The following is a 26,459-nucleotide window of genomic DNA, read 5'->3' as shown; positions in this document are numbered from 1 at the left end:
AATTTATTTAATAATATCAATATTTACTTAGAATAATAAAATTACGATGTTAAAACAATTTTTTGTTGTGAAAACATTTTTGCTTGTTGGGGGCAATTTTCATTTTGATGTTTGGAATTAGAAAAAATGTAAAATAACCGAAGTTTTTTTTTTTACAATGACTTTATTACTCTTCAAATGCTCTTGGCAAATCACTTTTATTAATAATTAATATATTTAACATCAAGGTGATTTCATGTCTTCTTATAAGGGGCATTGTGTATTTGCATTAATTCTTTCAGTGATGTTTTTTCCAAGTCCTCTGTTGATTGCTTTAACTCTTATAGGTGCAAATATTCCCGATTTTGACCACAAGTTCAAAAAGGACAATGTCTATAAGTTGATTATTTTAGGATTAATAGTGTTCATTTCACTTTATATCCTTAAATTACCTTATTACATAGGTTTGATAATCGTTTTTTTAGGTGTAACTTTTTACTTTTCAGAACACAGAAGTTTTACCCACTCCATTTTTGGCGTTTTGACATTAACGTCGGCAGTTAGTCTGATATTGATTTGGGGATTCCAGTTAATTGTAAATGTCACAAGCATTAACAACCATTATCTGATAATGGCAATACTGATTGCTCTTTTAAGCTTTTTGTTTTTAAACAGAAAGGTTTTGATGATATTTTTACCTGTATTTTTCATAAGCTTGTTTGTTTTTAACACTGGCCAGATTAATTACATCGTAATAGTTTTAAGTCTGTTTTTAGGGCTGTTTTCACATGTTGTTCTCGATTCATTCACTCCTGCTGGAATTAAGATTTTTGCCCCATTGTCTTCAAAAAAGGTTTATAGAAATTTTGGAATAATGTCAATATTCGTTTTAGTTGTTTTGGCCATATTATATCATTCTCCATTTCTGTTTCATTTGTTTGAGCAGTATCTCGGAACTTCCGTTCATTAATATAGACATTTAATAATGAGTTAAATTATAATTAATATCATGGTTGAAATTTCAGTTGTACTTCCGGTTTATAATTCAAAGGACTACCTAAAGGAGTGTCTTGACAGTATCCTGAATCAGTCATTCAAGGATTTTGAACTTTTATGCATTGATGACGGCTCCAGCGATGGCTCTCTTGAAATCTTAAACGAATACAAAACCGCTGATGAACGTATAATTGTCATTTCACAGGAAAATATGGGTGTTGCACGAACTAGAAACAGGGCATTGGATTTGGCAAATGGAAAATATGTCTATTTCATGGACTCCGATGACTATCTCGATTCCAACGCCCTTAAAAAGCTATATGCAAACATCACTTCAAACGGTGCTGACTTTTGCATTATGAAAACTCTTTTTGTAAATGGTGAGGATACCTATAAGTTCCCTGCTTTTGATTTGGATAAGGAATTCGGCAACGTTAATTTCAACAAATTCACATTCACATATAAGGATGCAAAAAAGCATGTGCTCAATGATTTGTTTGCTCCTTGGCTTAAGTTGTATAGTCTGGATTTTCTCAAAAGCAGTGGTGATTTCACATTTCCGGATATGAAATCTTATTCCGATGCACCGTTTCATGTAAAGACAATGCTTCAGGCCAAAAAGATTTCATTTGTTCCGGAATATCTTTATTATTATCGTGAAAATGATGAATCGTTGGTTCATTCATCTTCAAACACAATCAACTTCTTTAAACTTTCAGACATCATCGAGAAATATTTGATTGATAATGGCTTTTTTGATGAGCTGCATGATGAGTTTTATACATTCAAAACATCCAAACTGGTCTATTACATGGGTTTTACGGATTCGGATGAATACTACAGAAGGGCTAAAGGCGATTTGGCCGAAATCAATGAAAGCTTTTTACAGGACTCTTCAAAAACTATGGTTCCCGATAAAAAGGATTTGGATAAGGTTCAAATCATTCTGGAATCCGACAACTTAAAGGAATGCAAACTGGCTTTGGAGTTATATGACTGTAAAAGACGTGTTAATTCGATGCTGGAATCAAGAAGCTGGAAAGTTACCAAACCTTTAAGGAAATTCATCGGTCGTTAGAATATATTCTGACAGACAAAAAACAGCCCGGAATTTTTAACCTGCAGGCAGAATTTTGAAACTATATACAGTACGGGCAACTCTATCAGTGGTCCGATAACAAGGGCAATTGAAATCAGTTCGTGACCCGGAAACGAATTTATCGCTATTGCAAGAGCTAGCGGTGAGTTACGTGCCAGGGTTGTCATTGTAAGGCTTGCATATTGCGGATATGTGAAATTAATTTTTTCTGACAATAACAGGTCAATTATCACATTAACTCCAAAGAAAATAATCAAGGGGATAAATATTGCCACAACGGAGTTCAAATTCTCAAACAGTATCTTTCCCTGAGAGGTGAATATGCAGAATACCGCAAGTGCCAAAAACCAGATTTCAAGTGATCCGAATAGAGAGGCGATTTTTTCTTTTGAACTTTTAAAAATCATTTTTGTTATCAGGCTGGCTATAAAGGGAATTATAATGACAAATAATAATGAACGGACAAGTTGGGCATAATCCATCATGTTTCCGCTTGAGAAAAATATTATCAAATAAATTGGAAGCAGGACAATCTGAAGAACTAGATTGATTGGCAGGATTGACAGGCTTAAGTTCAAATCTCCATTTGCCAGCTTTGTAAATACAAGATACCAGTCGGTACAGGGAGTCAATATAAGCATGAAAAATCCAATGAAAAGGTCAATCTGGCCTTTAAAAAATATTGATCCCAGAAAATATCCAAATAACGGTGTCCATAAAAAATTAATTAAAATGCTTGTCAGGCTGAATTTCACGTTTTTAAAGCTGTTTTTCAATTCATTTAGTGGAACTTCCAAAAATAGTCCATAAAGCATTAGGCATAGAAATATATTTATCAAATAGGCTGTGTTTTGTGTGAAAAATTCAATATTTGAAAATATGATGCCTATAATCACCGCACAAAAGATTATCATCGGTTCCAGTTTTTCGATCAATTCCACATTTTCACCTTTTAGGTAGGACTAAATTTATTCATTATTATATATAATATTTATTTTTTTGATATTATTTCCTTAATTTTCAATTTGAATATTAATTGTTTGCGGTTTCTTATTTTTTTACAATAAATTGTTCATTTGGTTTTTTTAATAAAATTTTTATTAAATATTTTCAAATTTATATGATTTTTTAATAAAAGCATACATTTATAATAAATAATCATGATAAATAATAATATTATTATTTAATGTCAAAATTTTGACTTATAATTATTAATGAAATGGAGCTTGTTTAATGTTTTTGACTAGAATTGGTTATGGAATTATCTATTTCTTTGACCTTATTTACGAAATCATTAAAGCAACAATTGACGTTGCTTTTAATGCAATTATGAGGAGAAATATTGATCCTATAGTTGTTGATATAGAAACTGTCTTGGAAAGGCCTGTTTCTCAAACAATTTTAGCAAACAGTATTTCTTTAACTCCTGGTACTTTGTCTGTTGATTTGGACAGTGAAAATAATATCATTAAAGTAGCTGCTATTTCTCCAAGAGAAAAAGAGGATATTATTCCTTTTGAAAAGTATATTAAGAAAATGCTTGAATAATCATTTTCTTATAAAATAATCGAGTGAGATAGTATGGATATATTGTTTATTTCAAAATATATTGTGGTTATAGCATTAATTATCATGATGTTGGCCGCTTTAAGAGCAAGTGCATATAAATCCACTTCCATGGGACTTCTGGGAAGTTCCGTAGTTGTTGTAGCTTTCGCTATGGCATTGCTTGTTGGTGGTGATTTGTATAATCTTGGATTCTATAAAGATATATCATTAGCTTTAATATTATTTGGTTTTGTCGGCACTGTCGCTTTCGCTGGTGTTTTGGGAGGGGAGGATAAATGATAGAATATATTCAATCCGCTCTTCTTATTATCTCAGCAGTTCTGATTATTATTGCGGCAGTAGGATTTGTCACTTTACCAAAAAACACCAAAAATGCAGTGTATGCAAGAATTCACATTGTAGGTATTTTTGATGTGGCATGTATTATTGCTATGATAGGTCTTGGCCAGTATTTGCTTGCGGGAATATACTTTATTATTGCACCGTTTACAGCACATGCAATAGCTAATGCTTATTGGAAAAAAGAAGATAGAGAAAATAATTTGGATTTGGTGACTGTTGAAGTTGAACCTGATTATGATAATCCATTTATTCATCCAAAAGATAAGATGCAGGTTTTTGAGTCTGAAAACTCAGAAAAACTCAAGGCGGATGACAGGTTTTCAGTCACTACATTGGAAATTGATGAGGGGGAGTAAGATGTTGGAATTTATATTGATGATTATAATGGTTGGAAGTGCTATTCTTGCTCTTATTCAAAAAGATTTATTGAAAGCTGCGATTTTAACAGGATTTTCTGCAGGTGCAATTGCATTTCTCTTCCAGTTGTTGTTGGCACCTGATGTTGCCCTGACACAGGCCATTGTCGGTGCGGTAATTGTTCCTGTATTCATTGCTTTGGCTGTTAAGAAAACTCAAAGGAGTGATGGCTAATGGCATACGTTCACATTACTATACTGTTCACAGCAGCGCTGCTGATTATCATTGGGTTGTATTCAGCAATTTTCATTGACAATATCATAAAGAAAATAATCGGTATCAGTTTCATTGAAGAGGGAGTCAATTTGTTCATAGTTGCTCTCGGATATGCTCCTGATGGTGTTGTGCCTATTATAATGCCGGGAATGGATCCGGCATGGTTTGCAGCAAATGCCGCTTATCCGCTTCCTTTCGGTTTGGTATTGACAAGTATTGTAATTGGTGCAAGTACCTTGGCTGTAATGCTTGCTTTAGTAATGGTTTTATACAGAAGATATGGAACCCTATCCACTAAAGTGATGCTGGCAGACACATCAAAACAGGAGGAATACAATGAATGAACTAATTCCATTAATGGTTATTGTTCCTTTGATGGCTGGTTTGCTTATTTCAGCATTTTCAAAGTTCAACAAAGCAACCAAGATTTTTGCTTTTGTCGTTGCAATATGTCTTCCGATAATACCTTTGGCTTCCAATTACGGCCTTCACTACTTCGGAGGTTATGAGCCAATAATGGATAATGTAACAAACGTGATGTTCCATCCGGCAATTACATATTCATTCACATTCCTGCAACAGATATTCATTGGAATGATAGGTATTTTGACATTTTTAGTCGTATTTATTTATTTAACTAAATATAAGGAGGTTTCCGGACCTTATTTGTTCCTTTTATTCTTGGGTACTGCTGCCGTTACTGCAATGCTTTTGACAGACGACATTTTCCACATGTTTGTGTTCTTTGAAATATTGGCGCTGGCACAGGTCGGTATTGTTGCCGCTTCATCAATCGATTACAGTTACGAAATGGCTTTAAAATACATGATTTTGGGATCAATAGGTTCTCCTATAATGCTTTTGGGAATTGGATTCCTTCTGGCATTGACAGGTAGCGTAAACGTAACAGATATAGCATATGCTGTTCACAATGGTTTAGTGAATATAACTTCTCCGGTATTTTTATTATCACTCGGCTTAATATTCTTTGGTTGGCTATACGCATCAGGTCTGCCACCGTTCCATACTATAAAATCCGGAATTTATTCAAAAGCTGAACCTCATGGAGCTGCACTGCTTCAGTCATTTACAGTTATCTCAATGATTTCAATCGTATTGATAATGTTTAGAATCTATTCAGTATTGCCTATATTTGAAGTTCTGGTAGTCTTCTTCTCTATCTTGGCTATGATATTGGGTGTTTCTCTTGCACTTACTCAAACTGACTTCAGAAGGATGATTGGATTTTTAGCTGTTGGTGAGTTAGGATTTATAGGATTAGGTATTGGTCTTGGAACCCCATACGCAATAACAGCTGGTCTTTTCCAGGCATTAAACGAAATCATTATTACTGCATTGCTGTTCATTGGATTTGGCGCAATCGTAAATGCAACAAATGAGGTTGACACACGTAAGCTCGGAGGTCTTCTTGCATACCATCCGAAAGTAAGTATCATGCTTTTAATCGGCGGTTTGGCAATGGCTGGTGTTCCTCCTTTAAGCGGATTCCAATCAAAACTGATGCTTGTTCAGGCATCATTAAGTTGCGGATATCCTGAAATATCAATCCTGGCAATCATGGTAAGTATTGCCACATTTGTAGTATTTGTAAAAACTTTCTACACAATGTTTTTAAGGCCAAAACCAAACGATTTGGAAGTTGAAGGAAAGGATGTTCCACGTGCTATGGTTTTCGCAATGGGAATACTGTTGATTATAATCGTCTTGCTTGGTATATTCCCTGATATTGTAATTAAAGGAATTTCCACCTTTGTAGGAGGGATATTATGAAACTTTACGATCAAATATTTAATGTTGTAAAACAGTTTAGGAAATTGTTTTCACCAGGTCCTGTAACCAATGCTGACGTTTCAGGAAGCATAACTGCAGAAATATTTTTGATAGTTTCATTGGTATTGTCTGCAATACTTTTAAGACATGTTAGTGTTCTTCTTGCAGGGCTGGTGGCTTTGATATTGGCCGTTGTGCTGATTTCCAACATTCCGCTTATTCCTAAATTCAAAATTGAACAGGAAGATTCATTGGAAAAAATGCTGTTTTATGCAGTGGTAACACTTTGTATTATTGCAGTATTCTTATATTGGGGTGGTAATCTTGTCTAGTATAGATACAATTCGTAATCTGGTTGCAGCTGTAATGACTGCAGTATTTTCCGTTACTTTAATTGATGCAATATTCCATTTGCATGACCTTATAAACCCTGGTGTAAGTTACATTTACAATGCTTTGGGAACTCAAATAGCTCCAAACATGGTTACTGTGGTTATTTTTGATTTCAGAGCATATGATACATTAGGAGAATCAATCATATTGTTGACTGCCGGTATTGTAGTATTGCTGATATTCGGCAGAGGATTATTGGGGGATAAACAATGAGCGAGGGTAGTATGATTTTAAAGATTATATCTTTACCGATTTCAATCATTTTAATCTGTTTGGGTATAATGACTATTCTTGGAGGCCACATCACTCCTGGTGGAGGTTTCCAAGGAGGTGCAATGATTGCTAGTGGAATTATATTGTCTATTCTTGTTTATGGTTTAGGTAATTCTCCATTGGAATTGTCCCATGCATATATTGAAGTATTCGAATCCATTGGTGCATTAGGATTTATCATATTCGGTTTAATCGGATTGTTTGTAGGCGGATTTTATCTCTATAATGTGGGAACAGACTTATTGAATGTTGTTCCAACAGCCATCCAAACAGCTTTCCATTATCCGGATGTAACCAATGCTGGAATCATCCCATATCTCAATATATTTGTGGGTTTAAAAGTATTTGTAGGTTTATCCTCAATTGTTATAGCATTTGCAGGATTTAAGAAATTTGTTGAGGAGGGTGAATGATGTTGTCTTTAGGACCGGTCATATTCGGTTTGATTTTAGGTTTGATAATCGGGTCTCAAATCAAGCTCAATGTAAGTGATGCAAAATTCACTCTTGGATCATTTGTGGTAATATTTATTGCAGGTATTGTTGCAGCATGGCAACTGGGTAATTTCCCATTCTATACAGATTTGCCGATTTCAACTGCATTTTTATCTGCATTAATAGGAATTTTTGTAGGCAAACTACTATTTGCAAGGAGTAAATAAGGGGTTTTATTATGTTTTTATCAGCTAATACATGTGATGGAAAAGGAGAATGTATAAAACAGTGTCCTACAAAAGCTATCAGATTAATCAATGGAAAAGCATTTAGCTGTCTTACCTGTGGAATATGCTATAAGAACTGTCCGAACGGAGCAATATTTGAAAACAGTTATGGTGGATATGTTGTTGACAGAGCCAAATGTAACGGCTGTGGAATGTGCATGTACAATTGTCCTACAAACAACATTTCAATAGATGATGGTATTGTTTACGGAATATGTTCCCGTTGCGGAGTATGTGAAGAGGCATGTCCAAGCAATTCAAGGGTAGACGGATATGAACTTGAAAAGGACAAGCAGCTCAATTTGATACAGTCATTGATGATTTTAAATCCTCCGCTGGACAATGTCCGTTCCAAAAAGGAAAGTAAAATCAGCGAAGTTACAAGGAACTTCTTCGGAACCGACACAGAAAAATGTATATTCTGCGGAAGATGCGAACAGTACTGTCCTACCGGTGCAATTCATGTTAAAATTGACCGTGATGAAGGAATCTGTCGTGAATGCAGAATATGTCACGATGTATGTCCTAACGAGTCAATGAACAAGCTTCAGATGGTTAACAAGTCAACCTGTACACTTTGTCTGAATTGTATGAAGGCATGTCCTAACAATGCGATTTCCGTAGATGACTTTGCAATAACAGTCAATAAATTGAACCAGAAGCCATCCGGAAAAATCATTTCATGTCTCAATTGCGGATTGTGTGCGGATTTATGTGAAAATGAATCACTCAAAAATGTGGATGGTAAACTTAGGTATGATCCGACCGCAGACACTGAAAACATCACTCACGTACAGGCGATTAACTCATGTCCTGTTCATACTTTGCGTGAAGATGAGGAAATGTTCATATATGATGAGTTCGATGAAAAAGAGCTTCCAGCATTGTCTGGATTTTGTGTATCCTGCGGAAAATGTGTCCAGGCATGTGATGAGGTTGGAGCCCGCCAGTTCATGACTGCAAGTTGGGACGGTAAAGTAAGCGATGATTGTATATCATGCGGAATATGTACTGAAGTATGTCAGGAAAATGCGATTACCCTTAACAGGGGTTCAATTTCCGTTGACTTGGATAAATGTATCTTATGTGAAAACTGTGCAGTTCACTGCCCGGTTGATGCGATTCCAAAAACTACAATGTATAAAAATGAAATTACAGACGGATTCAATTTCATTGAACAGAAACTGTGTATGCATTGTGGTCTGTGTCATAAGACATGTTCGTATGATGCAATCGATGAGATTGATGGTAATTATGTTGTTAATGAAGAGAACTGTACTTATTGCGGAGCATGTAAAAACGCATGTCCTGCAAGGGCGTTCTTATTCGAGAGAAATTTTAAAGATTCAATAGAGGGTATTTAAATGAGAAATATACTTAGAATAGCTTTAGAAGGAGCTTTTACTAACTTTAAAAGAATCTTTTTTGCAGCTGACAGAGTTACGGACATGGAGCTTAGAAGACAGATTTCAACACTCTCAGTTGAAGTTGACGATAGGGTGGATGAAAATGCCTGTATAGGATGTGCAGGTTGTGCCAATGTCTGTCCGACAGGTGCAATTGAGATGAAAAAATTGGCAAGTCCCGTTAAGTTAACCGATGACTGGACTAAAAGTGAAGTACCTGAAATTAATCTTGAAAAATGTGTTGTATGTTATTATTGTCATGATTTCTGCCCTATATTTTCACTGTATGGTGAAAAGGGTACTGTTCACCCAAGTTGTGTGGGAGATCAGGATGTTGACATTTCACAATTCCTAGAACAGCCATTTAAAATTTCAGATGATAAACTTAAAGTTATTGCACAATACTTATCAGATAAAACTGTGTTAAAAAATAAGCAGGATGGTGATTAGATGGGTCTTAAATCATTTTCAAGAGCAAGAGCAATACATGTCATGCTGGTTTACACCGGAGGATGTAACGGATGCGATATTGAAATTGTAAACTCAATATTATCACCAAGGTTTGACGCTGAACAATATAATGTGTTTTTAACATGGAATCCTCGTGAAGCCGATGTATTGGTTGTCACAGGTCCTGTTACACACTTGAACAGAAAACCGTTAGAGGCAATTTATGAAGCTATTCCTAATCCTAAATTGGTTGTAGCTGCAGGAAGTTGTGCATTGATGGGTGGAGTATACAAAAACTGTTATGGAGATATTCCATCAGAAGAGATTGAAGGACCGGTTGAAAATATTATACCAGTGAACGCTAAAGTTCCAGGATGTGCAGTAAGGCCTCAAGATGTCTTGGCTGGAGTTGTATCACTGCTGCCTACATTATTGGATGCGGACTAGGAGGGGATTAAATGGATGAAAAAGTACCGAGAAGCAATATTATTGAAACAGAAATTCCAATGGGTACAGTTCACCCTGCTGCATTGGAACCGTATAGGGTAAGATTTTTCGTTGAAGATGAAATAGTTCAGGAAGCTGAAATTACCATTGGTGTAAATCACAGAGGTATTGAAAGAATCATGGAAGGTCTTCCGGTTGAAAAGGCAAATGCATTGACTGAAAAAATTTGCGGAATCTGTTCAAATTCACATATATGGAATTCCTGCAGAACTGCCGAAATTGGTTTAGGCATTGAAATTCCAGAGAGAGCTACTTATATTCGTGTCATAATGGGGGAGCTTGAACGTTTGCATTCACATTTCCTGTATCTGGCCCATGGTTGTGAAGTCCTGTCACATGAAACATTTTCGATGAGGGTGTTCTACTTAAGAGAAATCGTCATGGAACTGCTTGCGATGATCGGAGGTAACCGTGTTCAGTACGGATGTTCCGTTTTAGGTGGAGTAAGGCCAAGATGTGATTTGGATGAGGCAAAACTTTTAAGGCTTAAAAATGATATGGATGCAGTTGAAGATGGTCTTACAGGTTTTGTGGAAAGATTTTTGGCAGATTCAATATTGCAGTCAAGGATTACAGGAATCGGAGTTCTGCCACAAAAACAGGCAATTGAACTGGCAGTAACCGGACCGACTTTAAGGGCAACAGGTGTTGCAAGAGACCTCAGAACAACTATGTTTGAATATGACAACTTTGATTATAATGTTATAACCCAACCTGATGGCGACGTTAGGTCAAACTTGGTTATGAGAGCTCTTGAGTCATTTGAATCAATTAAGATTATTCGTCAGGCTATTGCCAATATCCCTGAAGGAAAAGTGGTCAATAGGGATTGGGAGATGTTTGACACTGACATGATTGAAAGTTATATTGAAGTTCCAAGGGGAACTTTATATCATTCCTATGCATTGGAAAGTGGAAGAGTAAGGCACTGTATTATAAGGACTCCGTCAATGGCGAATATTGGTGCAATGCAATATGCATGTATTGGAGACCAGATTACAGATGCTCAATTGTGTATTGTACAATGTGACCCTTGCTTCACATGTACAGACAGGGCAATTGAAATAATTAGGAGATAGAAAATGTTTACAAATACATTAATCAATTCAATTCTTGCAGTGGTTCTTACTGTGTTGGTTTGTTTTATAATTTCAACATTGCTTCCTGGAATTGAAAGGAAATATATTCATGCAAGAATTCAGCAAAGAATCGGACCTCTTGTAATTGCTCCTGGAATAATGGCTCCGATAAAATTCATGTTCAAGGAAAACGTTAAGGTTTCATCTCCTGTTTCAGGATTATATAAATCCTTGCCGATAATATGTTTCCTGACAGTATTATGTATTCTTGTTGCATTGACTCCTCAGGCTTATCAAATTCCGGCACTTGCAAGTTTGGTTGCCATTGTCGGATTTTTAAAAGTGGAGGAAATATGTTATGTACTGATGGGAGCATTGTCAAAATCCGTAATGTCTGTTAGAATGCCTTTCCCAGACCAGATTAAGGGTGCGGCTCATCAAAACGCAAACAGATCTTTTGTTGAAGACATAAGTGCAAGAAGATCTCTTAGAATGATTACATACGGATCTTTCCCATTGTATTTGGCATTGTTTGCACCTGTAACTGCTGCTAGAAGCATATTCCTATCAGATATTGTTGCTTATCAGCACGCTAATGGACCGTTCCTGTTCACCGTTGCCGGTGGAATTGCGGCTATCGTATTTTTCATAGGTTACATGATTATATTGAATGAATATCCGTTCTCAATAATTAAGGCTAAAAGTGATGTAATTGAAGGACCATATATGGAATATGCGGCCAAATATAGGGCTGTTGTCTATTTAACAAGAGGATTTTTCATGTTTGTGCTTGGCGCAATATTTTCAGTATTGTTTATTGGAGTGCCTCCGAACATATTCTCTTTAGGAATTCTGGTCAATATTGTCGTGGCGTTAATATTCGTGTTTATGATGGGAATTTTCTCAGCATTCAGCCCGGTATTTACAAACAGGCAACTGCTGCCGACAATACTTGGAACAACCCTGCTTGGAATTTTAGCTATTGTAGTTGGATTATTATGAGGTGATTATTTTGAAATTTGTTATGAGGCCTTTTCATATGGTAAGTCTTGGAGGATACATCGTTGAATGGGATTTTCCTTACAGAAATCTTATAGTTGTAAATAAAACCTCTGAACCAATTAAAATTGAAATACCTGTGTTTCATGAAGAATGGATTGATGAACATAGGAATTTGGGTCTTGAAGTCATTCCTGTGACTAAACATGATAATTATTTAAGCATGTGGAAAAGGGCACATGCGGAACTTGATAAAGTAAGGCCACAAAATGAGTGATTATACATTAACAATCAAATCGGATGAGAAAAAAGGCGTATTGGATGATATCACTGATGTTATCACTGATCATGGTGCAAATATCAGTTATGTTCATCTTTTCGTTGAAAAAAATAACATGGGTTCTATAAATCTGGAACTCGAACATGTTGAAGACATTGATGACTTAATCGAGGATTTAAATAATATTGATGAAATCAAATCCGTTGAACTTCATGGCTCTCAACTGGATATTTATGGTAAACGTATAATTATTGTTGGTGGCGGAGCGCAGGTGTCTCAAGTTGCAATGGGTGCAATAACGGAAGCCGACAGGCATAATATACGTGGAGAGCGCATAAGTATTGATACAATTCCTTTGGTTGGTGAAAAACCATTGGCTGAAGCTGTTGAAGCTATTTCAAGACTTCCTCGTGTTAGTGCTTTAGTTTTAGCAGGTTCACTTATGGGTGGTGAAATCACTGAAGCCGTTAAAAAAGTAAAAAAAGAAAGCAATCTGATTGTGATTTGTCTCAACATGCCTGGAAGCGTAACCGAGCATGCTGATTTGATAATCACAGACCCTATCCAGGCCGGTGTTTTGGCGGTAATGTCTATTGCCGATACTGCTGTTTTTGATATTGGAAGGCTTGGAGACAATATTAAGTTTTAAATTCATGTTTATGGACATATAGTGGAGTTATTTAACTCCTAAAGTGAATAAGGATTAATTATAATCCTTATTTACTCTTTAAAGCAAATGTCTTTGTATTCGCAAAGTTCACATTTTCTTGGATTTTTTCTAACGTTCGGAAGTTTCTTGTTGTCTATTATTTCTTTAACTTCTCTCATTACATCAAACAGTCCTTTTCTGAGATTTACATCCATCACAACAGGTCTTCTGTCACCTATTTTTTCATAGTCGACAAAACCGACAAACACTTCAGTTTCGAATTCCTCTTCAAGAAGTATTGCATATGACACCAGTTCTATTGCATCCTGGTCCCAAACACCTTTAACCGGCGGATTTGAGCTTTTAATGGCAACAGGATAATATTTGCCGTCAATTATTTCAACCTTGTCGCACATTCCTATCAGTTCAAGCTGAGGTTCTTTTAAAAGAAGTGAATACATGCAGTTTGGAAAGAACATGTCGATTATTTCAAAGGCATTCCTGTCAAGTATTGTCATTGCCTGCTTTATTTTCAGTGCTCTGATTTTGATGTTGAAGTAGGTATCATCAATAATCTGTGTAATCTGTGATTGTTCAAGGCCCAGTTCCATTGATTTGATTGCATCTGCACCGCTTTCAATATATGAATCAATGGTCTGGGAGAGAATCTGTTCTATCTCGGCAAGATTCATATCCTTTTTGATTTTTCGCATATTTTTTTGAATCAGGTCGTCCACGTCAATTTTGAGTTTTTTAAGCTCAATTGCAAGTTGAAAATCATTGTTTTCACGAACATCAACATGATTTCGGATGTATAATTTCATCGGACAGTACATATGCGTTTTAATAGATGAGACATTTATCATTTTATAACCTCTTAAATTGTGTAATATTACTTAGTAACTGATAATATAAATAATTAGAAGTTATAAATGCAGTAAATTTCTTTAAATAAAATAAAAAAAGCAAATAGCTAATAATATAGCTATTTGAAGTCAATTTTAAACATCGTAGTAATTTTTGTTTATTGCCGGCAATTTCGCAAAGATGATTGGAACCACTATCAGCACGACTGTCAATATTATCATGACTGTGGTGCTGAGGCTGTCTGCAGTTGTGAATGTGGAATAGACTCCCTGAATCCAAAGGCCTGCAATACAGATTGGCAATATGTATTTGATTACGGTTTTCCAGGTTTTACCCATTTTTATTGATGAGTTGTCGTTCAATGTTTGAATCAAATCATCAAACTTGTAAATCCAACCGAATATGATGCACTCGAGAAGTATTGCAAACAGCAATGCGAAGTTGTTCAGGTATGCATCGAAAATTCCTAATATTGTACTTCCTGCACCGGTTGCAAATATTGTGGAAATGAAAAATCCTACAATACAAACTGCTGTTGCTGTCTTTTTACGTTCGATAAGGAATTTTTCAGAAATTGAATAACATACTCCTTCAAGAAGCGCAATAACTGATGTAATTCCGGCAAACAAAATACATAGGAAGAATAACGGTCCGATTACATATGCTGCAGATCCCATTGTGTTGAATACCTGTGGGAAAACAACAAATGCAAGGCCTGTTCCGGATGTTACAAGTTCGTTAAATGGAATTCCGCTTGTCAGTGTCATGAATCCTAATATGGAAAATATTCCAATTGAGTTAAATACTTCAAAACCGGAATTTGAAAACGCTACGATTATTGCATTGTCCACCAATTTTGAACCTTCAGGCAGATAACTTGCATATGTCATCGCAATTGCCATACCCAGACTTAGGGAGAATACGATTTGTCCGAATGCGGCCAGCCAAACGTCAAGATTGCCCAAGGCAGACCAATCTGGTGTAAATATCTGTGTGTATCCAAGTGAGGCACCAGGCAATGTTAAAGAGAATGCAACAATGATGATGACGATTGCACAAAGAAGGGGTAATAAAATTTTACTTACATTACCGATTCCGTCATTCAAATCTCTTTTGATAATGAACCATGCCAGAAACCAGATTACAAACACTGATGCCAAGACTGTTGGGACAATGGTGAATAATCCTGAAATGGAGTCTGTTGCGTGCAAGACGTTATTTGTAAAGTATAAATCAGGATTTGCTCCCCATGCTTTTGTAATACTCAGCACGATATAAATCAGGTCCCATCCGACAACACAAACGTAATATGTCGTAATTAAAAACACGATTAATAATATGAACCATGCCACCGGCTCTAATTTCTTACTAACTGCGAACAATATTCTTGCAAGTGATCTTTTGAACTTGAATCCAACTGCATATTCCACTAAAACAAAGGAAATTCCCAAAAGGAATAGTGAAACAATGTATGGAATCATAAATGATCCTCCACCGTTGGAGTATAAAACATTCGGGAAACGCCAAATATTTCCAAGACCGACAGCAGAACCGATCATTGCCATCATAAATGCAAGATTACTGTTCCATTCTGATTTTTTTTGTTCTGTCATATAATCACATTAAATTGAATATTACTATTTATGTGATTGAAGTTTAAATAATATTCCATATTGTGCAAATCTTTTGAAAAATAGTTCATTTGGTGATGTTAAAAAATAAAATTTTGAGAGAGGTTATCTCTCGTTAATGTGGTAAAATCTATTTCTTTTTCATTTTTTCCATTTCCTTTTCTATCATTTTGTCTCTGTAGTTTTCATCAATTTTTGGAGCGAAAACGAATATTTTAAGGAAATGTATCACTAAACCGATTCCCCAAAAACAGGTTACCCAGTAAAACCACCATTCACCCGGTGAAAAAACAGCGTTCATAATTATGAACATTACATTCACTGCAACAAAGCTGTACAGGTGGCGATAGAAACCAATTTTTTCATCAGCTCTTTTTTCTGCTTTTCTGTATAATTCATCTGACATCAAATCACCCATATTTTACATTAATTGTAAAGGATTCTCCGCTATTTTAAGCGGGACTTTCTTTAAGTTTTACATACTCATCGATAGCTTCACGTGTGGTTCCGACAACCAAACGATAATGTGAATCTTTTCCATTAACAATGACTTTCTCCACTTTTCCCTTAGCTATGACGTGCTCTCCGTCAATTACTTCTCCGGCGTAGGTATGTGTAAATGAAACTATTTCGCTCAATTCAAAGTCTACACCATCTAAAAGCTCAACATTTTCAATGGTGTAAAGTGAAGGGTTATCAAATGCGCCCAATGCACTTACAATGTCACATTCGATTTGTGCAATTCCTTGAGGTTCATAAACGGTATCTCCCCATTTTCCTGAAATTTCGGAGTATCCTTTGGTGGCCAGTATGTCAAATAAGGTCCCGTTTATTGTTCCCCTATTTGCTTTTCTGTTTTCATACCATCTGAATTCCTCTTTGGTTAGGCTTGCATCGCTCATTCTTTTGTTGTATACAAAATCCCAATAATCATTGGTAATTCCCTCAACGGTAATGTGCTTGTCGACTTCTTCAATGTAGACTTCCTTTCCTCTAAACTTCTTGAATGTCTCGATTGCCCGTCTGTGGTTGTCAAGGCCATATACGACAAAGTCCAGATCGCTCACGTCATCCTTTTGAAGGCCAGGAAGGATTGAACCTGAAATTCCCAAATGGTCATAAGGAATGTCTGCCATGAAATGGAAAAAGTCGGCCACATCCATCAGCTTTGAAATAAGTTCGGGATTTTTAACCTCGCCTCCGCTTTCAAAAGTCTTTTTGAGGCCACATAATCTGTCTTCAGGTTTGATTATTCTTTCGACCTTGTCCAATGGCACGCCCATCATTTCAACATTTGTAACGTCACAGAAATATAAATAATCAGGATGATTTTCCCTCAAATAGGTGTAAGCCTCTTCAGAACCCACTTTTCGGTATCTTCTGCCGTCCTTTTCACGGTCACCTTCAGGGTCGGGAATGTATCTTAAAAATGAAATAACCCTGTCTTCGGGATGAATGTAATTGGTTGATGCGAAGTATAAGTCATCGCTGCTGTAGATAAAATCTCTTGTTCTAACTTGTTTCATAATAATCTCCTATTAATAATAGTATTTAATACATTAATAATATTTTTATATTATAAGCACCTATTAATATTGTAATTAATTTTATAGGTTTTATTATGACTATTATTCATAAACATATTGATGAAATTTTTGAATATGATGGAAGCCAAATCAATCCTTCCTGGGCTTTTCAGGAGTTTGGAATTTACGGTTCATCAATCATAACCTGGATTGGTCCGGTCAATATCACTCCGGATAATCTGAAGGATTTTGCCGATGTGGGGCTGGAAATCAAATCAAATTATATGGTTAATTTCATTTGCGAATTTTTTGACCAGCAGCCTACCAACATGAGGATAGCTTATCTTCGCCAAAGACTTCTGGTAATGATTTTTAGAGAAATCCTGACTGAATATGGGGTTAAAACAACAAGGGAGGGTGATGATATATTTGTAGATGGCAGAAAACTGTCTATCTCAATAGCTTCAATTTCCCTAAGCTCTTCTAAAATCCATTTCGCCCTTAACTTGGAGGATAAGGGAACTCCGGATGATGTTGAAACAATCGGATTATATGATATTAAAGTAGATGGCGAACAGATATTCAATGAAGATAATTTATTGAATTTAATTGAAGAAACTGTAACAAGATTTATCAATGAATTGGAAACAATTGAAAATGATATAAGTAAAACAAAGGTGTTATAATGAAAATTTTAGTCAACGGCATGCAGGCCAATTTAAGATTCTCCTCTGCTCATGTAATTCCGGGTCACGAATCCTGCGGATTTATTCATGGACATTCATATTTTGTGGATGTTGAAATCGGCGGTGAACGTGCAGGGGATTTTGAATTTGTTGTGGACTTTAAGGACGTTAAAGGATTTACCAAGGCAATCTGTGATGAACTCGATCACAGATTATTGATTCCTGTCTATAACAAATTGATAGACTTTAAAGATTTTGATAAGGAAAAAGGCTCAATTTTTGATTTGAAAGAACAGAAGTCAGTTTACTTTAAAATCGATGGTAAAGGATATTCCATTCCTTCCGTGGATTGCGTATTTTTACCTCTTCCTTACACATCTGCCGAAGAATTGTCAAAATTCTTTGCAGAAACTTTGGCAAAAAAGCTTTCCGAGACTTACGATAACTTGAATTATGTGGCGGTCTGTGTCAATGAGGGAATCGGACAGGGCGCTGAATACAGGAAAGATTTATGATGAAAGCTCCAATCATTGAGATATTTTCATCTTTTCAAGGCGAAGGTCTTTTGATAGGTGAAAGACAAATTTTTGTAAGGTTTGCGGGCTGCAACCTGAATTGCAGCTATTGCGACACCAATGACAGTAAATCAGAATCGTCAGGCAAGTTGATGACTCCGGATGAAGTCACAGATGAGATAAATAAGCTGCTGACTCCGGACTGCAAAACCATTTCATTTACTGGAGGTGAACCTAGCCTATATCCTGACTTTATTTCAGAGGTTGGCAAAAACTTTGATTTAAAGATTATGCTAGAAACAAACGGTACTTTGCCGGATAATATTGATTTAATCGATAAATTGGACATCGTTTCACTTGATATCAAATTGCCGGAGCATTTTGATGGTGATTTTGATGAGAATATTTTTTTAAATGAGATTAAATCACTAAATTTATTAATGGCGAAGTGCATAAATGTATATTGTAAAGTAGTTATATTGCCTTCAACAAAAATAAAGTCATTTAAAGAGGTAGTTGAAAAATTATCCGAAAATATTTCAAACAAAAGCGACCTTAAAATAATTATCCAACCTTCCAGTCCATTATCCGAGTGGAAGAACGTTAATTTTAGATTATTTAATTTTTCTGAAATTGTTGGGCAATATTTTGAAGTTTCCACCATTCCTCAAATCCATAAGGTTTTGGATATTGAGTAATTTTTGTTTTAATAAAATTGATTTTATTTTGTTTTTAAATGCAATATACTGAGGTGTGAAAATGAAAGACAAAACATCCGTTAATAGAAAATCAAATACAGGCGCAGTTGAACGTCAAACAAAAGTTCATGATAAAGAAGGAGACATCATGGCTATTGCAACTAGAGATGTAGTTTCAATTCCTCCTTCAAAAAGTATAAAAGACACTGCTAAAGTAATGATGGAACACGAATTCAGAAGATTACCAATTGCTGATCCTGGTTCCGGTAAATTATTGGGTATTGTAACAGTAATGGATATATTAGATTTCTTTGGTGGAGGAAAAAAATTCAACATTATTGAGAAAAAATACGAAGACAACTTTTTAGCAGCTATTAACGAACCAGTTAAAGAAATTATGACTCGTGATTTAATCACATTATCCAATAAAGCTTCAATTGGACAAACCATTGAAACCATGTTGGCTAATCAGTTAGGTGCTATACCTCTCGTTGACGCTGATGGAAAACTTGCAGGTATCGTAACTGAAAGGGATATTGCACTATCCCTGGCAGGTGTTGCTGGTAAAGAAACCGTACAGGATTTCATGAGTCCAAAAGTATTCACTACCACTCCTGGAACTCCTCTTGAAGGAGCATGCAAAATCATGGTAAGAAACGGTTTAAGAAGAATTCCTATTATTGGTGGGGAAGCTGACATTTCCAAAGCAGCTAAAAAATTATTAGGTATCCTGACTTCTACCGATGTCATTAGATTCCTAAACGCTAAGGAATTGTTTGATAATTTGAATTCCAATTTGGCAACCGATGTTTTACAAACAGTTATTTCTGACATTATGGTCAAAGACCCTATAACTGTTGAGCCGACCATGACTATCGGAGAGTTATGCGAACTCTTCGCTGAAAAAAATATTGGTGGTGTTCCGGTTGTTAAAGATGATGCCGTAATGGGTATTATCACTGAAAGAGATGTATTGAACGCTGTTAAAAGATATTAAAATACTTATAGGAGATGATAATATGCAAATTAAGAATTTGATGTCTGAGGATTTAATTACTGTAGACAAAGATCAAAATCTTTCTGATGCTTTAAAATTGTTGCGCAAACACAACGTTTCACGTTTGCCTGTAACTAATAATAAAGAATTGGTTGGTATTATTTCAGAAAGAGACATAGCTAATAAGCTTGGTTCTTCAAAATATGAAAGCATGCCTGCATCAAGACTTCATATTTCATCTGTAATGGTTAAAGATGTGTTTACAGTTCCACAAACAATGCAATTGGAAGATGTGGCAAGATTAATGTTGGAAAACGGTATCGGTTCAGTTCCTGTCATGAATGAAGAAGATAAAATGGTGGGTATTGTATCAAAAGCCGATTTCGTAACTCTTGCATCAGGAATTGCATTCGATAAAATTACTGTAAAGGAGATAATGTCTAAAGAATTGATTTCAGTATCTTCAACTGAAAGATTGGTTCATGCAAGAAGACTTATGATCGAATCCCATGTTGGAAGATTGCCTGTTGTTGATGAGGAACTTGTTGGAATGATTACATCCAAAGATTTGATGAGAGCTTTCATTGACTTTAGAAAAAAGGTTCCTGAAAAATACCAGAAATCTCAAATCAAGGAAGTTCTGGTTGAAGACATTATGTCAAAAAATCCAACAGTTGTGACAAAGGATATGTCTATTACTGAAGTTTCTGAAATTATCATGGAAACAGGATACAACGGATTGCCTGTTGTTGATGATGACAAAGTAGTGGGCATCATTACACAAACTGACATTTTAAGACTAATTGAAAAATTAGAATCTTAATTTTGGTATAGTATTTTTACTATACTCTTTTTTTATTTTTTTTTAAGGGGGTTTAAATATTACATTAATCTCATTTTTAGGTCCTAAAGGAACATTCACTCACGAAGCTGCAAACATCCTGGGAGATGATTTGGTTCCATACTGTACCATTCCTGCCGTTATGGAAAGTGTTGTAAAGGATGAATGTTCATTAGGTGTTGTTCCAATTGAAAACTCCATTGAAGGTCCTGTTGGAATTACTCTGGATTCATTGGCTCATAAATATGATTTGAAAATATTCAAGGAAATCATCATCCCGATTAACCAGAACCTGATTGTCAATCCTGGCTGTAAACTGGAGGATATTAAAGAGGTTTATTCCCATGCTCAGGCACTGGCACAATGTAGGGATTTTGTAAACAAGCACAATTTCCAACAGCATTATGCCGTCAGCACAGCAAGAGCAGCCAAGGATATAATTGGAGACAATTCGAAAGCTGCAATTGGAAACAGAAAGATAGTTGAACTGTATGGTCTTGAAATTCTAAAGTCCAATATACAGGATATGGACAACAATGAGACAAGGTTCGTTGTTCTTTCAAAAAAATGCCACAAAAGGACAGGTAGGGACAAAACATCAATCATATTTTCCATCTATGAGGATAAACCAGGAGGTTTGTATAGGATTTTGGGAATATTTGAAAAAAATAACATTAACCTGACCAAAATCGAATCAAGGCCTTCCAAAAAGGGTTTGGGAAAATATCTGTTTTTTGTTGACTTTAACGGCCACATGGATGATGAAATTATTCAGAATATTTTAAAAGAAATTGAAGAAAATACATATTACCTGAAAGTTTTAGGTTCATATCCTGAATTTTAGGCAAACTATAAATTAATGTTTATATAAAAATTACAATGTATAAATTCAGGGAGGGTAGGAATGTCTGATGAAAGAGAAAAACTTCTGCGAGTTATGAAGAATCTGGAAGCTGATTATAATTCCGGTAAGATATCTGCAGAGAAATACAGTTATTTCCGTTCCAAGTATGAAGATAAGTTAAATTCCATAGATGCTAAGGCAGCTACAAAAAGAATTAGATCCATGCAGGGAAAACCATCTACAGATAACAGAAGAAAGCAGCGTAGAAGACCTACCAAAAACAAAAGAAAAGAAGAACAAGATTTGGTTCAAAAATACATTATCAATCCTAAAAAGTCTGATGCTAAATATAACAAAAGTAAAAAATCCTCAATGGACAGCGGTACTTTTAAATTGTTTTTATTGTTGATTTTAGTTATCGGATTTACTGCAGGAACTGCATATGGAATTTTTAATTTGGATTTTGGATCTGTATCTAATTCTGAAACAGTAGCTATTGTAGATGACACTGCATTCCCTGAAATTAAAGAAGTGGTTACTGTTACCAACAATACATCTAAATATGATAATTATAGTTCAACCAATGATGATTATAAAAATGTGGAAACCACTACGGATAATTCGAACAGTTATCAGCCTAGTGATTCATCAAGCAGTAATTCTAATAATCAAGGTGGTTCTGGCCAACAGTCACAATCCAGTAGCAGTCAATCAGGTTCCCAGCAAGGTTCTGGGTCTGGCGGTTCTGGAAGTAATGGAGCAAACGGAGGAAGTAATGGATAATCAATTCCATTCATTGTTGCAGGTGATATTATGAAAGATAATTTTATAAAAGGAAGCATAATAACTCTAATGCTTTTATTATTTTTAATTTCTGCTGTATCAGTGGTTAGTGCTGATGATAATGCTGATGAGGATTTAAGCGTATTGACATTGTCCAAAGGAGGAATCACAATCCAATATCCTTCCACTTGGGGTGTTGCCGAACCAACTTCAAATTATTCCATTATGGCCATTTCAAAAATCGATTCCATTGATGCATTGGGTGTAGGTCAGGTTAACATTAACATTGAAAAGAAAGAACTTGACGGTGAGTTCTATTCCTCTGTAAATCAAAGTTATAAATCAATGCAAAAGGACCCTTCATTCCAATTGATTTCATCCGGAAGTGTTTCTGTAGGTGGTATGGATGCATTGGAATATATCTACACATCTTCCCAGGGAGCAGGTGAAAAGGAACACAAGGCAATTTGGTTTGAAAAGGGTGGACAGGCTTATGTTATAATGTACAGTGCGCCAATCGACCAATTTGAAGATAATTTGTATGTTTTTGACTTTGTATTGTCAGAAATTCAAATTACTTAATTCTTTTTTTAGGTGTTATTATGATTGTTTTATGTGTTACCGGTAGCGTTGCTGCCAGCGAAGCTATTAAATTGGCTCGTGAATTTAGAAGAAATGATGTTGAAGTGAAATGCTTTATGAGTGAAGCTGCATGTGAGCTTATCCATCCAAATTCAATGGAGTTTGCAACAGGAAATTCCGTTGTCACAGAGTTGACCGGTGAAATAGAGCATGTCAAATACTCTCAGGAAGATTTGATTTTAGTGGCACCGGCCACTGCAAATACCATTTCCAAATTTGCCCATAAAATTGCAGATAATCCCATATCCACTTTATTAATCACAGCCTACGGCCATGATACTCCAATTATTTTTGTTCCTTCAATGCATGATTCAATGTTTAAGGCAATAAAGGAAAACATTGACAAAATTAAGGAGGAAGGTTCAGCAACTTTCATAAATCCTCGCATGGATGAAGGAAAAGCCAAATTCCCTTCAAAAGAGGATATTGTTCTGGAATCTTTAAGAGCAATTAATTTACATAAAAAGGATTGATATTATTAAAGGAAAAAAAGTTTTAATTAGTCTTGGAGGAACCTATGAACCTATTGATTCTGTAAGGGGAATCACCAATAAGTCCTCCGGAAAAATGGGTTTGGAACTTGCAAAGGAAGCTTATATTCGTGGTGCTGATTTAAAACTGGTTGTGGCAAATGTAACTGTTGACATTCCTTCTGTTTTTGATGTTGTTTATGTTGAAACCAGCAGCGAAATGAATGATGTGATTTTAAGCATGATTTCTGAATTTGATATTTTCATATCAACAGCTGCCGTTTCAGATTTTGAATTCAGGCAAAAATCCGATAAAAAGCTTGATTCAAGCAGTTCCCTTTTTTTAAATCTGAAGCCTACCACAAAAATCATTCGCCAAATTAAAAAGATCAATCCTGAAATATTTTTGGTTGGCTTTAAGGCCGAGTTTAACATTTCCCGTGAGGAAATTATAGAGTGTGCAAGAAAACAGATTTCCAATGCAGGAACAGATTTGGTTGTAGCCAATGATATTTCCAGAACAGACTGTCATTTCGGATCGGACAATAATGAGGTTTTAATCGTTGATGATGAGGTCCTATCCGTTCCATTGGCCTCAAAAAAAGAGATTGCAAAAACCATTATTGATGAAATTTCTAAAAAAATATGAGCCAATCTATATGCTGCTGTATTAATTTATTTATTTTGAATTTTAGTTTCTTTATTTTTATAATTTAATTGTTTATTATTGCAGTTGATTTACTTTATTATATTTTAATCATAGCTATAATTAAAATAAAGACATCTTTTTCATGATGGTTATGCGGATGTTTATTGGTGGTTGTGATATTTGCAAATTCATTTGTGATGGTTTGATTTGTTTTGTATCACTGTATTTAAATTTGAATTTGTAATCATGTTTTTGTTTGCAGTTCAATATTGCATTGAATTTGTATTTTCAAATCAAATAATTTTTTGGTTTCAAACATATAATTATATTGAATTATAAGCTCAAAATAGTAATACTTTTTCAAATAAAATAAGCAAATTAATCTTTGAAAATAATTCTTGTAAAAATAGTTTATTCAATAAAATAAGTTCATGCCTTTAGGCTTTAGTTAAATGGAGTGATTAATAGAGTGAATCCACCTAAAGGACGTTTAAATGAACTTTTATTTTATTTGCATTAGCATATTTTATATTTTATTTTATAGTATAAAAAGGTATTGGAGTAATACTTTTCAGCTATTTTTGTAGTATTTATTTATAATTCTTAGAGCTATTTTTTCGTTGATTGTCACTTGCAAAATAGGTGATTTTTTTTAAAAATTTTTCTTTCATTGACAATACATTATTGTCTTTTTTGTACTAGTCTTATTTCAAGATTTGATTAATTTTAAAAACTTTATCTCATGTTTTCTTTTAATATTGTTTGGATTTTAATTTAAGAATTTACATGTTCTTGGTTTGGATAGTTTTATTTGTAAAATTAATGATTGTCTTTTTTATCTGGTGGAATTTTCAAATGATTTAATCTATGTGCTTTATGATGTTTTAATATTTATTGAAGTATTGCGAGGATACTTTTTTGGTTATTGATGAGTATTCTTTCTTTTTGGCAATGTCATAAAAATTTAAATCCCTTTGAATCCTTTGATTTTTATTTAATGGCGAAAAATGTTTTTGTTTTATTTATTCCTAGGGAATGTGTGTTTGGAAGATTAGTGGTGGGGTTTATTCTACTCCTTTGGATTACTTTATCCTCATCCATGCTATGTTTGGCATTGTAGTGTTCTACTTTACAAAAATTAATATGCCTACAAAAAATTAATTAAAAAGAAGTGTTATGAAAAAGTGTAATTTAATGTCTTATTACAAATTAAGATGTAATATTCCTACAGACATTAAATTCATTATACTTTTCTAGAGGTTTACTTTAAAAGTAAGTCTCTTGATTAAATAGTCTATGGAATGTCATATATAAACTTAATTATTTTTAATATTGGCAATTAAATAGTGGTCATCTAAGGGAAAAACCTCTGGGAAAACATTAAATGCTTTCAAAAGACTATCATCGATATTTTTAGATTTATATTTAATTGTTTAATGAAGTGAAAATTAGTGATTATCCTCAATGAATATTAAAATCAATTATAGTAATAATTATTGAAATAACGTTAAAACTATATGATCCTATAATAAAGATAATCAAATCCATAATTCTCACCTCCATTTAGAAAGTATAATGAGAGAACACCATAACAGTTGTAGGAAAAACTGCAACGATTAGCAAATAAATACAGGTAAATAATCATATTTATCTACCTCCCAACACTAGTTATATTGGAGGATTTTAACTGATAATATATTGTTTAATCTAAAATTTAAAACTTGTTGAAGCCACTTTGTAAAAGTGTAGTGAGAAAAACATCTCATATAAACTTTATGGTTATAAATAAAAGAATTAATAAAAAATAGGGTCATAACTAAATAATATGAAAATAAAGAAAGGATGTGTTGATATTCATAAATAAAAGGATATATAAAAAATTAAAAAATTTCATATCCTATCCTGGCCAGTTAAAAAAAAGAAAAAAATGTGAGAAAAAATTAATCTCACTTATTTAATTGTTATCTTTACAGATTTACTTGATCCGCTGTAGGTATTGTCTCCTGCAAAGTTAACAGTAGCCTTATAAGTACCTTTCTTGGACAAATCAAGTTTGAAAGTAGCTTGACCTTTATCATTGGTTTTTGCCGTGTAGGTTTTACCATTAAGTTTCAGGGTGACTTTTTTACCTGCTTTGAAGTAGG

The 26,459-nt window shown here is 34.7% G+C and carries 35 protein-coding genes; 29 read left to right on the top strand and 6 right to left on the bottom strand.

Annotated features, from left to right (window positions below; genetic code table 11):
• Positions 1-235 precede the first annotated feature (235 nt).
• Together Q0W04_RS06645 and Q0W04_RS06640 are read left to right on the top strand one after the other, a co-directional pair.
• Entirely contained in the window at positions 236-949 is a 714-nt protein-coding gene (locus tag Q0W04_RS06645; protein WP_298501347.1) for a metal-dependent hydrolase, read from the top strand.
• 39 nt (positions 950-988) lie between these two features.
• A complete protein-coding gene (locus Q0W04_RS06640) occupies positions 989-2,053 on the top strand; it encodes a glycosyltransferase family 2 protein (protein WP_298501346.1) in 1,065 nt (354 codons plus the stop codon).
• On the opposite strand, the gene Q0W04_RS06635 is transcribed toward Q0W04_RS06640, so the two are convergent.
• Complete coding sequence (locus Q0W04_RS06635) at positions 2,050-3,015, bottom strand: arsenic resistance protein (protein ID WP_298501345.1); 966 nt, start codon at positions 3,013-3,015, stop codon at positions 2,050-2,052. The two genes, Q0W04_RS06640 and Q0W04_RS06635, sit on opposite strands and share 4 nt — an antisense overlap.
• A 292-nt stretch (positions 3,016-3,307) precedes the next feature.
• Here Q0W04_RS06635 and Q0W04_RS06630 point away from each other — a divergent pair, with 292 nt between their 5' ends.
• Genes Q0W04_RS06630 through Q0W04_RS06550 form a run of 17 tightly spaced genes read left to right on the top strand, consistent with a single transcriptional unit; the run spans position 3,308 to position 13,166 of the window.
• Complete coding sequence (locus tag Q0W04_RS06630; RefSeq protein WP_298501344.1) at positions 3,308-3,622, top strand: monovalent cation/H+ antiporter subunit E; 315 nt, start codon at positions 3,308-3,310, stop codon at positions 3,620-3,622.
• Between the two features lie 33 nt (positions 3,623-3,655).
• A complete protein-coding gene (locus tag Q0W04_RS06625) occupies positions 3,656-3,922 on the top strand; it encodes a monovalent cation/H+ antiporter complex subunit F (protein ID WP_298501343.1) in 267 nt (88 codons plus the stop codon).
• Positions 3,919-4,341: a cation:proton antiporter gene (locus Q0W04_RS06620; RefSeq protein ID WP_298501342.1), complete on the top strand. Its 423-nt coding sequence runs from the start codon at positions 3,919-3,921 to the stop codon at positions 4,339-4,341. The genes Q0W04_RS06625 and Q0W04_RS06620 overlap by 4 nt, the downstream gene beginning before the upstream one ends.
• A gap of 1 nt (position 4,342) precedes the next feature.
• Entirely contained in the window at positions 4,343-4,576 is a 234-nt protein-coding gene (locus Q0W04_RS06615; protein ID WP_298501341.1) for a DUF4040 domain-containing protein, read from the top strand.
• On the top strand, positions 4,576-4,962 hold the full coding sequence (locus Q0W04_RS06610; protein WP_298501340.1) for a cation:proton antiporter subunit C: 387 nt from the start codon (positions 4,576-4,578) through the stop codon (positions 4,960-4,962). The genes Q0W04_RS06615 and Q0W04_RS06610 overlap by 1 nt, the downstream gene beginning before the upstream one ends.
• Positions 4,955-6,409, top strand: a complete 1,455-nt coding sequence (ehbF, locus tag Q0W04_RS06605; RefSeq protein WP_298501339.1) for an energy conserving hydrogenase EhbF — start codon at positions 4,955-4,957, stop codon at positions 6,407-6,409. Before Q0W04_RS06610 ends, ehbF begins: the two co-directional genes overlap by 8 nt.
• Positions 6,406-6,741, top strand: a complete 336-nt coding sequence (locus tag Q0W04_RS06600; RefSeq protein WP_298501338.1) for a hydrogenase — start codon at positions 6,406-6,408, stop codon at positions 6,739-6,741. The genes ehbF and Q0W04_RS06600 overlap by 4 nt, the downstream gene beginning before the upstream one ends.
• A complete protein-coding gene (gene mbhE / locus Q0W04_RS06595) occupies positions 6,734-7,015 on the top strand; it encodes a hydrogen gas-evolving membrane-bound hydrogenase subunit E (RefSeq protein ID WP_298501337.1) in 282 nt (93 codons plus the stop codon). Before Q0W04_RS06600 ends, mbhE begins: the two co-directional genes overlap by 8 nt.
• Positions 7,012-7,488: an MnhB domain-containing protein gene (locus Q0W04_RS06590; RefSeq protein WP_298501336.1), complete on the top strand. Its 477-nt coding sequence runs from the start codon at positions 7,012-7,014 to the stop codon at positions 7,486-7,488. The genes mbhE and Q0W04_RS06590 overlap by 4 nt, the downstream gene beginning before the upstream one ends.
• On the top strand, positions 7,485-7,736 hold the full coding sequence (locus Q0W04_RS06585) for an energy-converting hydrogenase B subunit J (RefSeq protein WP_298501335.1): 252 nt from the start codon (positions 7,485-7,487) through the stop codon (positions 7,734-7,736). The genes Q0W04_RS06590 and Q0W04_RS06585 overlap by 4 nt, the downstream gene beginning before the upstream one ends.
• 11 nt (positions 7,737-7,747) lie before the next feature.
• On the top strand, positions 7,748-9,160 hold the full coding sequence (locus Q0W04_RS06580; protein ID WP_298501334.1) for a 4Fe-4S binding protein: 1,413 nt from the start codon (positions 7,748-7,750) through the stop codon (positions 9,158-9,160).
• Entirely contained in the window at positions 9,161-9,652 is a 492-nt protein-coding gene (locus tag Q0W04_RS06575) for a 4Fe-4S binding protein (RefSeq protein WP_298501333.1), read from the top strand.
• Complete coding sequence (locus Q0W04_RS06570; RefSeq protein ID WP_292791847.1) at positions 9,653-10,099, top strand: NADH-quinone oxidoreductase subunit B family protein; 447 nt, start codon at positions 9,653-9,655, stop codon at positions 10,097-10,099.
• An 11-nt stretch (positions 10,100-10,110) separates the two neighbouring features.
• Positions 10,111-11,238 (top strand): nickel-dependent hydrogenase large subunit, encoded by a 1,128-nt coding sequence (locus tag Q0W04_RS06565; protein ID WP_298501332.1) that lies wholly within the window; start codon positions 10,111-10,113, stop codon positions 11,236-11,238.
• 3 nt (positions 11,239-11,241) lie between these two features.
• Positions 11,242-12,240, top strand: coding sequence for a respiratory chain complex I subunit 1 family protein (locus Q0W04_RS06560; RefSeq protein WP_298501331.1), 999 nt, complete (start codon positions 11,242-11,244; stop codon positions 12,238-12,240).
• Between the two features lie 10 nt (positions 12,241-12,250).
• Positions 12,251-12,514, top strand: coding sequence for an energy-converting hydrogenase B subunit P (locus Q0W04_RS06555; protein ID WP_298501330.1), 264 nt, complete (start codon positions 12,251-12,253; stop codon positions 12,512-12,514).
• Positions 12,507-13,166 (top strand): DUF5612 domain-containing protein, encoded by a 660-nt coding sequence (locus tag Q0W04_RS06550; RefSeq protein WP_298501329.1) that lies wholly within the window; start codon positions 12,507-12,509, stop codon positions 13,164-13,166. The genes Q0W04_RS06555 and Q0W04_RS06550 overlap by 8 nt, the downstream gene beginning before the upstream one ends.
• 71 nt (positions 13,167-13,237) lie before the next feature.
• Here Q0W04_RS06550 and cas4 read toward each other — a convergent pair whose 3' ends face one another.
• From cas4 to Q0W04_RS06530, 4 genes are all read right to left on the bottom strand, one after another.
• A complete protein-coding gene (gene cas4 / locus Q0W04_RS06545; protein ID WP_298501328.1) occupies positions 13,238-14,032 on the bottom strand; it encodes a CRISPR-associated protein Cas4 in 795 nt (264 codons plus the stop codon).
• Positions 14,033-14,167: 135 nt separating this feature from the next.
• The gene (locus Q0W04_RS06540) at positions 14,168-15,646 is read right to left on the bottom strand and encodes a sodium-dependent transporter (RefSeq protein ID WP_298501327.1); all 1,479 of its coding nucleotides are present in this window, start codon (positions 15,644-15,646) and stop codon (positions 14,168-14,170) included.
• Between the two features lie 148 nt (positions 15,647-15,794).
• A complete protein-coding gene (locus tag Q0W04_RS06535; RefSeq protein ID WP_298501326.1) occupies positions 15,795-16,070 on the bottom strand; it encodes a 2TM domain-containing protein in 276 nt (91 codons plus the stop codon).
• A gap of 46 nt (positions 16,071-16,116) precedes the next feature.
• Positions 16,117-17,190 carry a DNA polymerase subunit beta gene (locus tag Q0W04_RS06530; protein WP_298501325.1) on the bottom strand — a complete coding sequence of 358 codons (1,074 nt, stop codon included), beginning with the start codon at positions 17,188-17,190 and terminating at the stop codon, positions 16,117-16,119.
• A 95-nt stretch (positions 17,191-17,285) separates the two neighbouring features.
• Between Q0W04_RS06530 and Q0W04_RS06525 the strand changes: the two genes are divergently transcribed.
• The 10 genes from Q0W04_RS06525 to Q0W04_RS06480 all read left to right on the top strand — a co-directional run bounded on the left by Q0W04_RS06525 (position 17,286) and on the right by Q0W04_RS06480 (position 24,315).
• Complete coding sequence (locus tag Q0W04_RS06525; protein WP_298501324.1) at positions 17,286-17,876, top strand: DUF366 family protein; 591 nt, start codon at positions 17,286-17,288, stop codon at positions 17,874-17,876.
• The gene (locus Q0W04_RS06520; protein WP_298501323.1) at positions 17,876-18,391 is read left to right on the top strand and encodes a 6-pyruvoyl tetrahydropterin synthase family protein; all 516 of its coding nucleotides are present in this window, start codon (positions 17,876-17,878) and stop codon (positions 18,389-18,391) included. Before Q0W04_RS06525 ends, Q0W04_RS06520 begins: the two co-directional genes overlap by 1 nt.
• Positions 18,391-19,089, top strand: coding sequence for a 7-carboxy-7-deazaguanine synthase QueE (locus Q0W04_RS06515; protein WP_366938636.1), 699 nt, complete (start codon positions 18,391-18,393; stop codon positions 19,087-19,089). Before Q0W04_RS06520 ends, Q0W04_RS06515 begins: the two co-directional genes overlap by 1 nt.
• 61 nt (positions 19,090-19,150) lie before the next feature.
• Positions 19,151-20,086 carry a CBS domain-containing protein gene (locus Q0W04_RS06510; protein WP_298501321.1) on the top strand — a complete coding sequence of 312 codons (936 nt, stop codon included), beginning with the start codon at positions 19,151-19,153 and terminating at the stop codon, positions 20,084-20,086.
• A 22-nt stretch (positions 20,087-20,108) separates the two neighbouring features.
• Positions 20,109-20,909: a CBS domain-containing protein gene (locus tag Q0W04_RS06505; protein WP_298501320.1), complete on the top strand. Its 801-nt coding sequence runs from the start codon at positions 20,109-20,111 to the stop codon at positions 20,907-20,909.
• Between the two features lie 58 nt (positions 20,910-20,967).
• On the top strand, positions 20,968-21,771 hold the full coding sequence (gene pheA / locus Q0W04_RS06500) for a prephenate dehydratase (protein ID WP_298501363.1): 804 nt from the start codon (positions 20,968-20,970) through the stop codon (positions 21,769-21,771).
• Positions 21,772-21,831: 60 nt separating this feature from the next.
• Positions 21,832-22,554, top strand: a complete 723-nt coding sequence (locus tag Q0W04_RS06495) for an endoglucanase (RefSeq protein ID WP_298501319.1) — start codon at positions 21,832-21,834, stop codon at positions 22,552-22,554.
• Positions 22,555-22,584: 30 nt separating this feature from the next.
• Positions 22,585-23,136 carry a PsbP-related protein gene (locus Q0W04_RS06490; RefSeq protein ID WP_298501318.1) on the top strand — a complete coding sequence of 184 codons (552 nt, stop codon included), beginning with the start codon at positions 22,585-22,587 and terminating at the stop codon, positions 23,134-23,136.
• A gap of 20 nt (positions 23,137-23,156) precedes the next feature.
• On the top strand, positions 23,157-23,669 hold the full coding sequence (locus Q0W04_RS06485) for a flavoprotein (RefSeq protein WP_298501317.1): 513 nt from the start codon (positions 23,157-23,159) through the stop codon (positions 23,667-23,669).
• Between the two features lie 25 nt (positions 23,670-23,694).
• Positions 23,695-24,315, top strand: a complete 621-nt coding sequence (locus Q0W04_RS06480) for a phosphopantothenoylcysteine decarboxylase (protein WP_366938635.1) — start codon at positions 23,695-23,697, stop codon at positions 24,313-24,315.
• Between the two features lie 1,950 nt (positions 24,316-26,265).
• Here Q0W04_RS06480 and Q0W04_RS06475 read toward each other — a convergent pair.
• Positions 26,266-26,459, bottom strand: a 194-nt coding sequence (locus Q0W04_RS06475; protein WP_298501316.1) for an Ig-like domain-containing protein, incomplete at its 5' end; no start/stop codon positions are given.

Origin of the sequence: uncultured Methanobrevibacter sp. (assembly GCF_947170395.1) — an archaeon.
Classification (GTDB): Archaea; Methanobacteriota; Methanobacteria; order Methanobacteriales; family Methanobacteriaceae; genus Methanocatella.
This window is presented reverse-complemented; position numbering and strand designations above follow the sequence as displayed.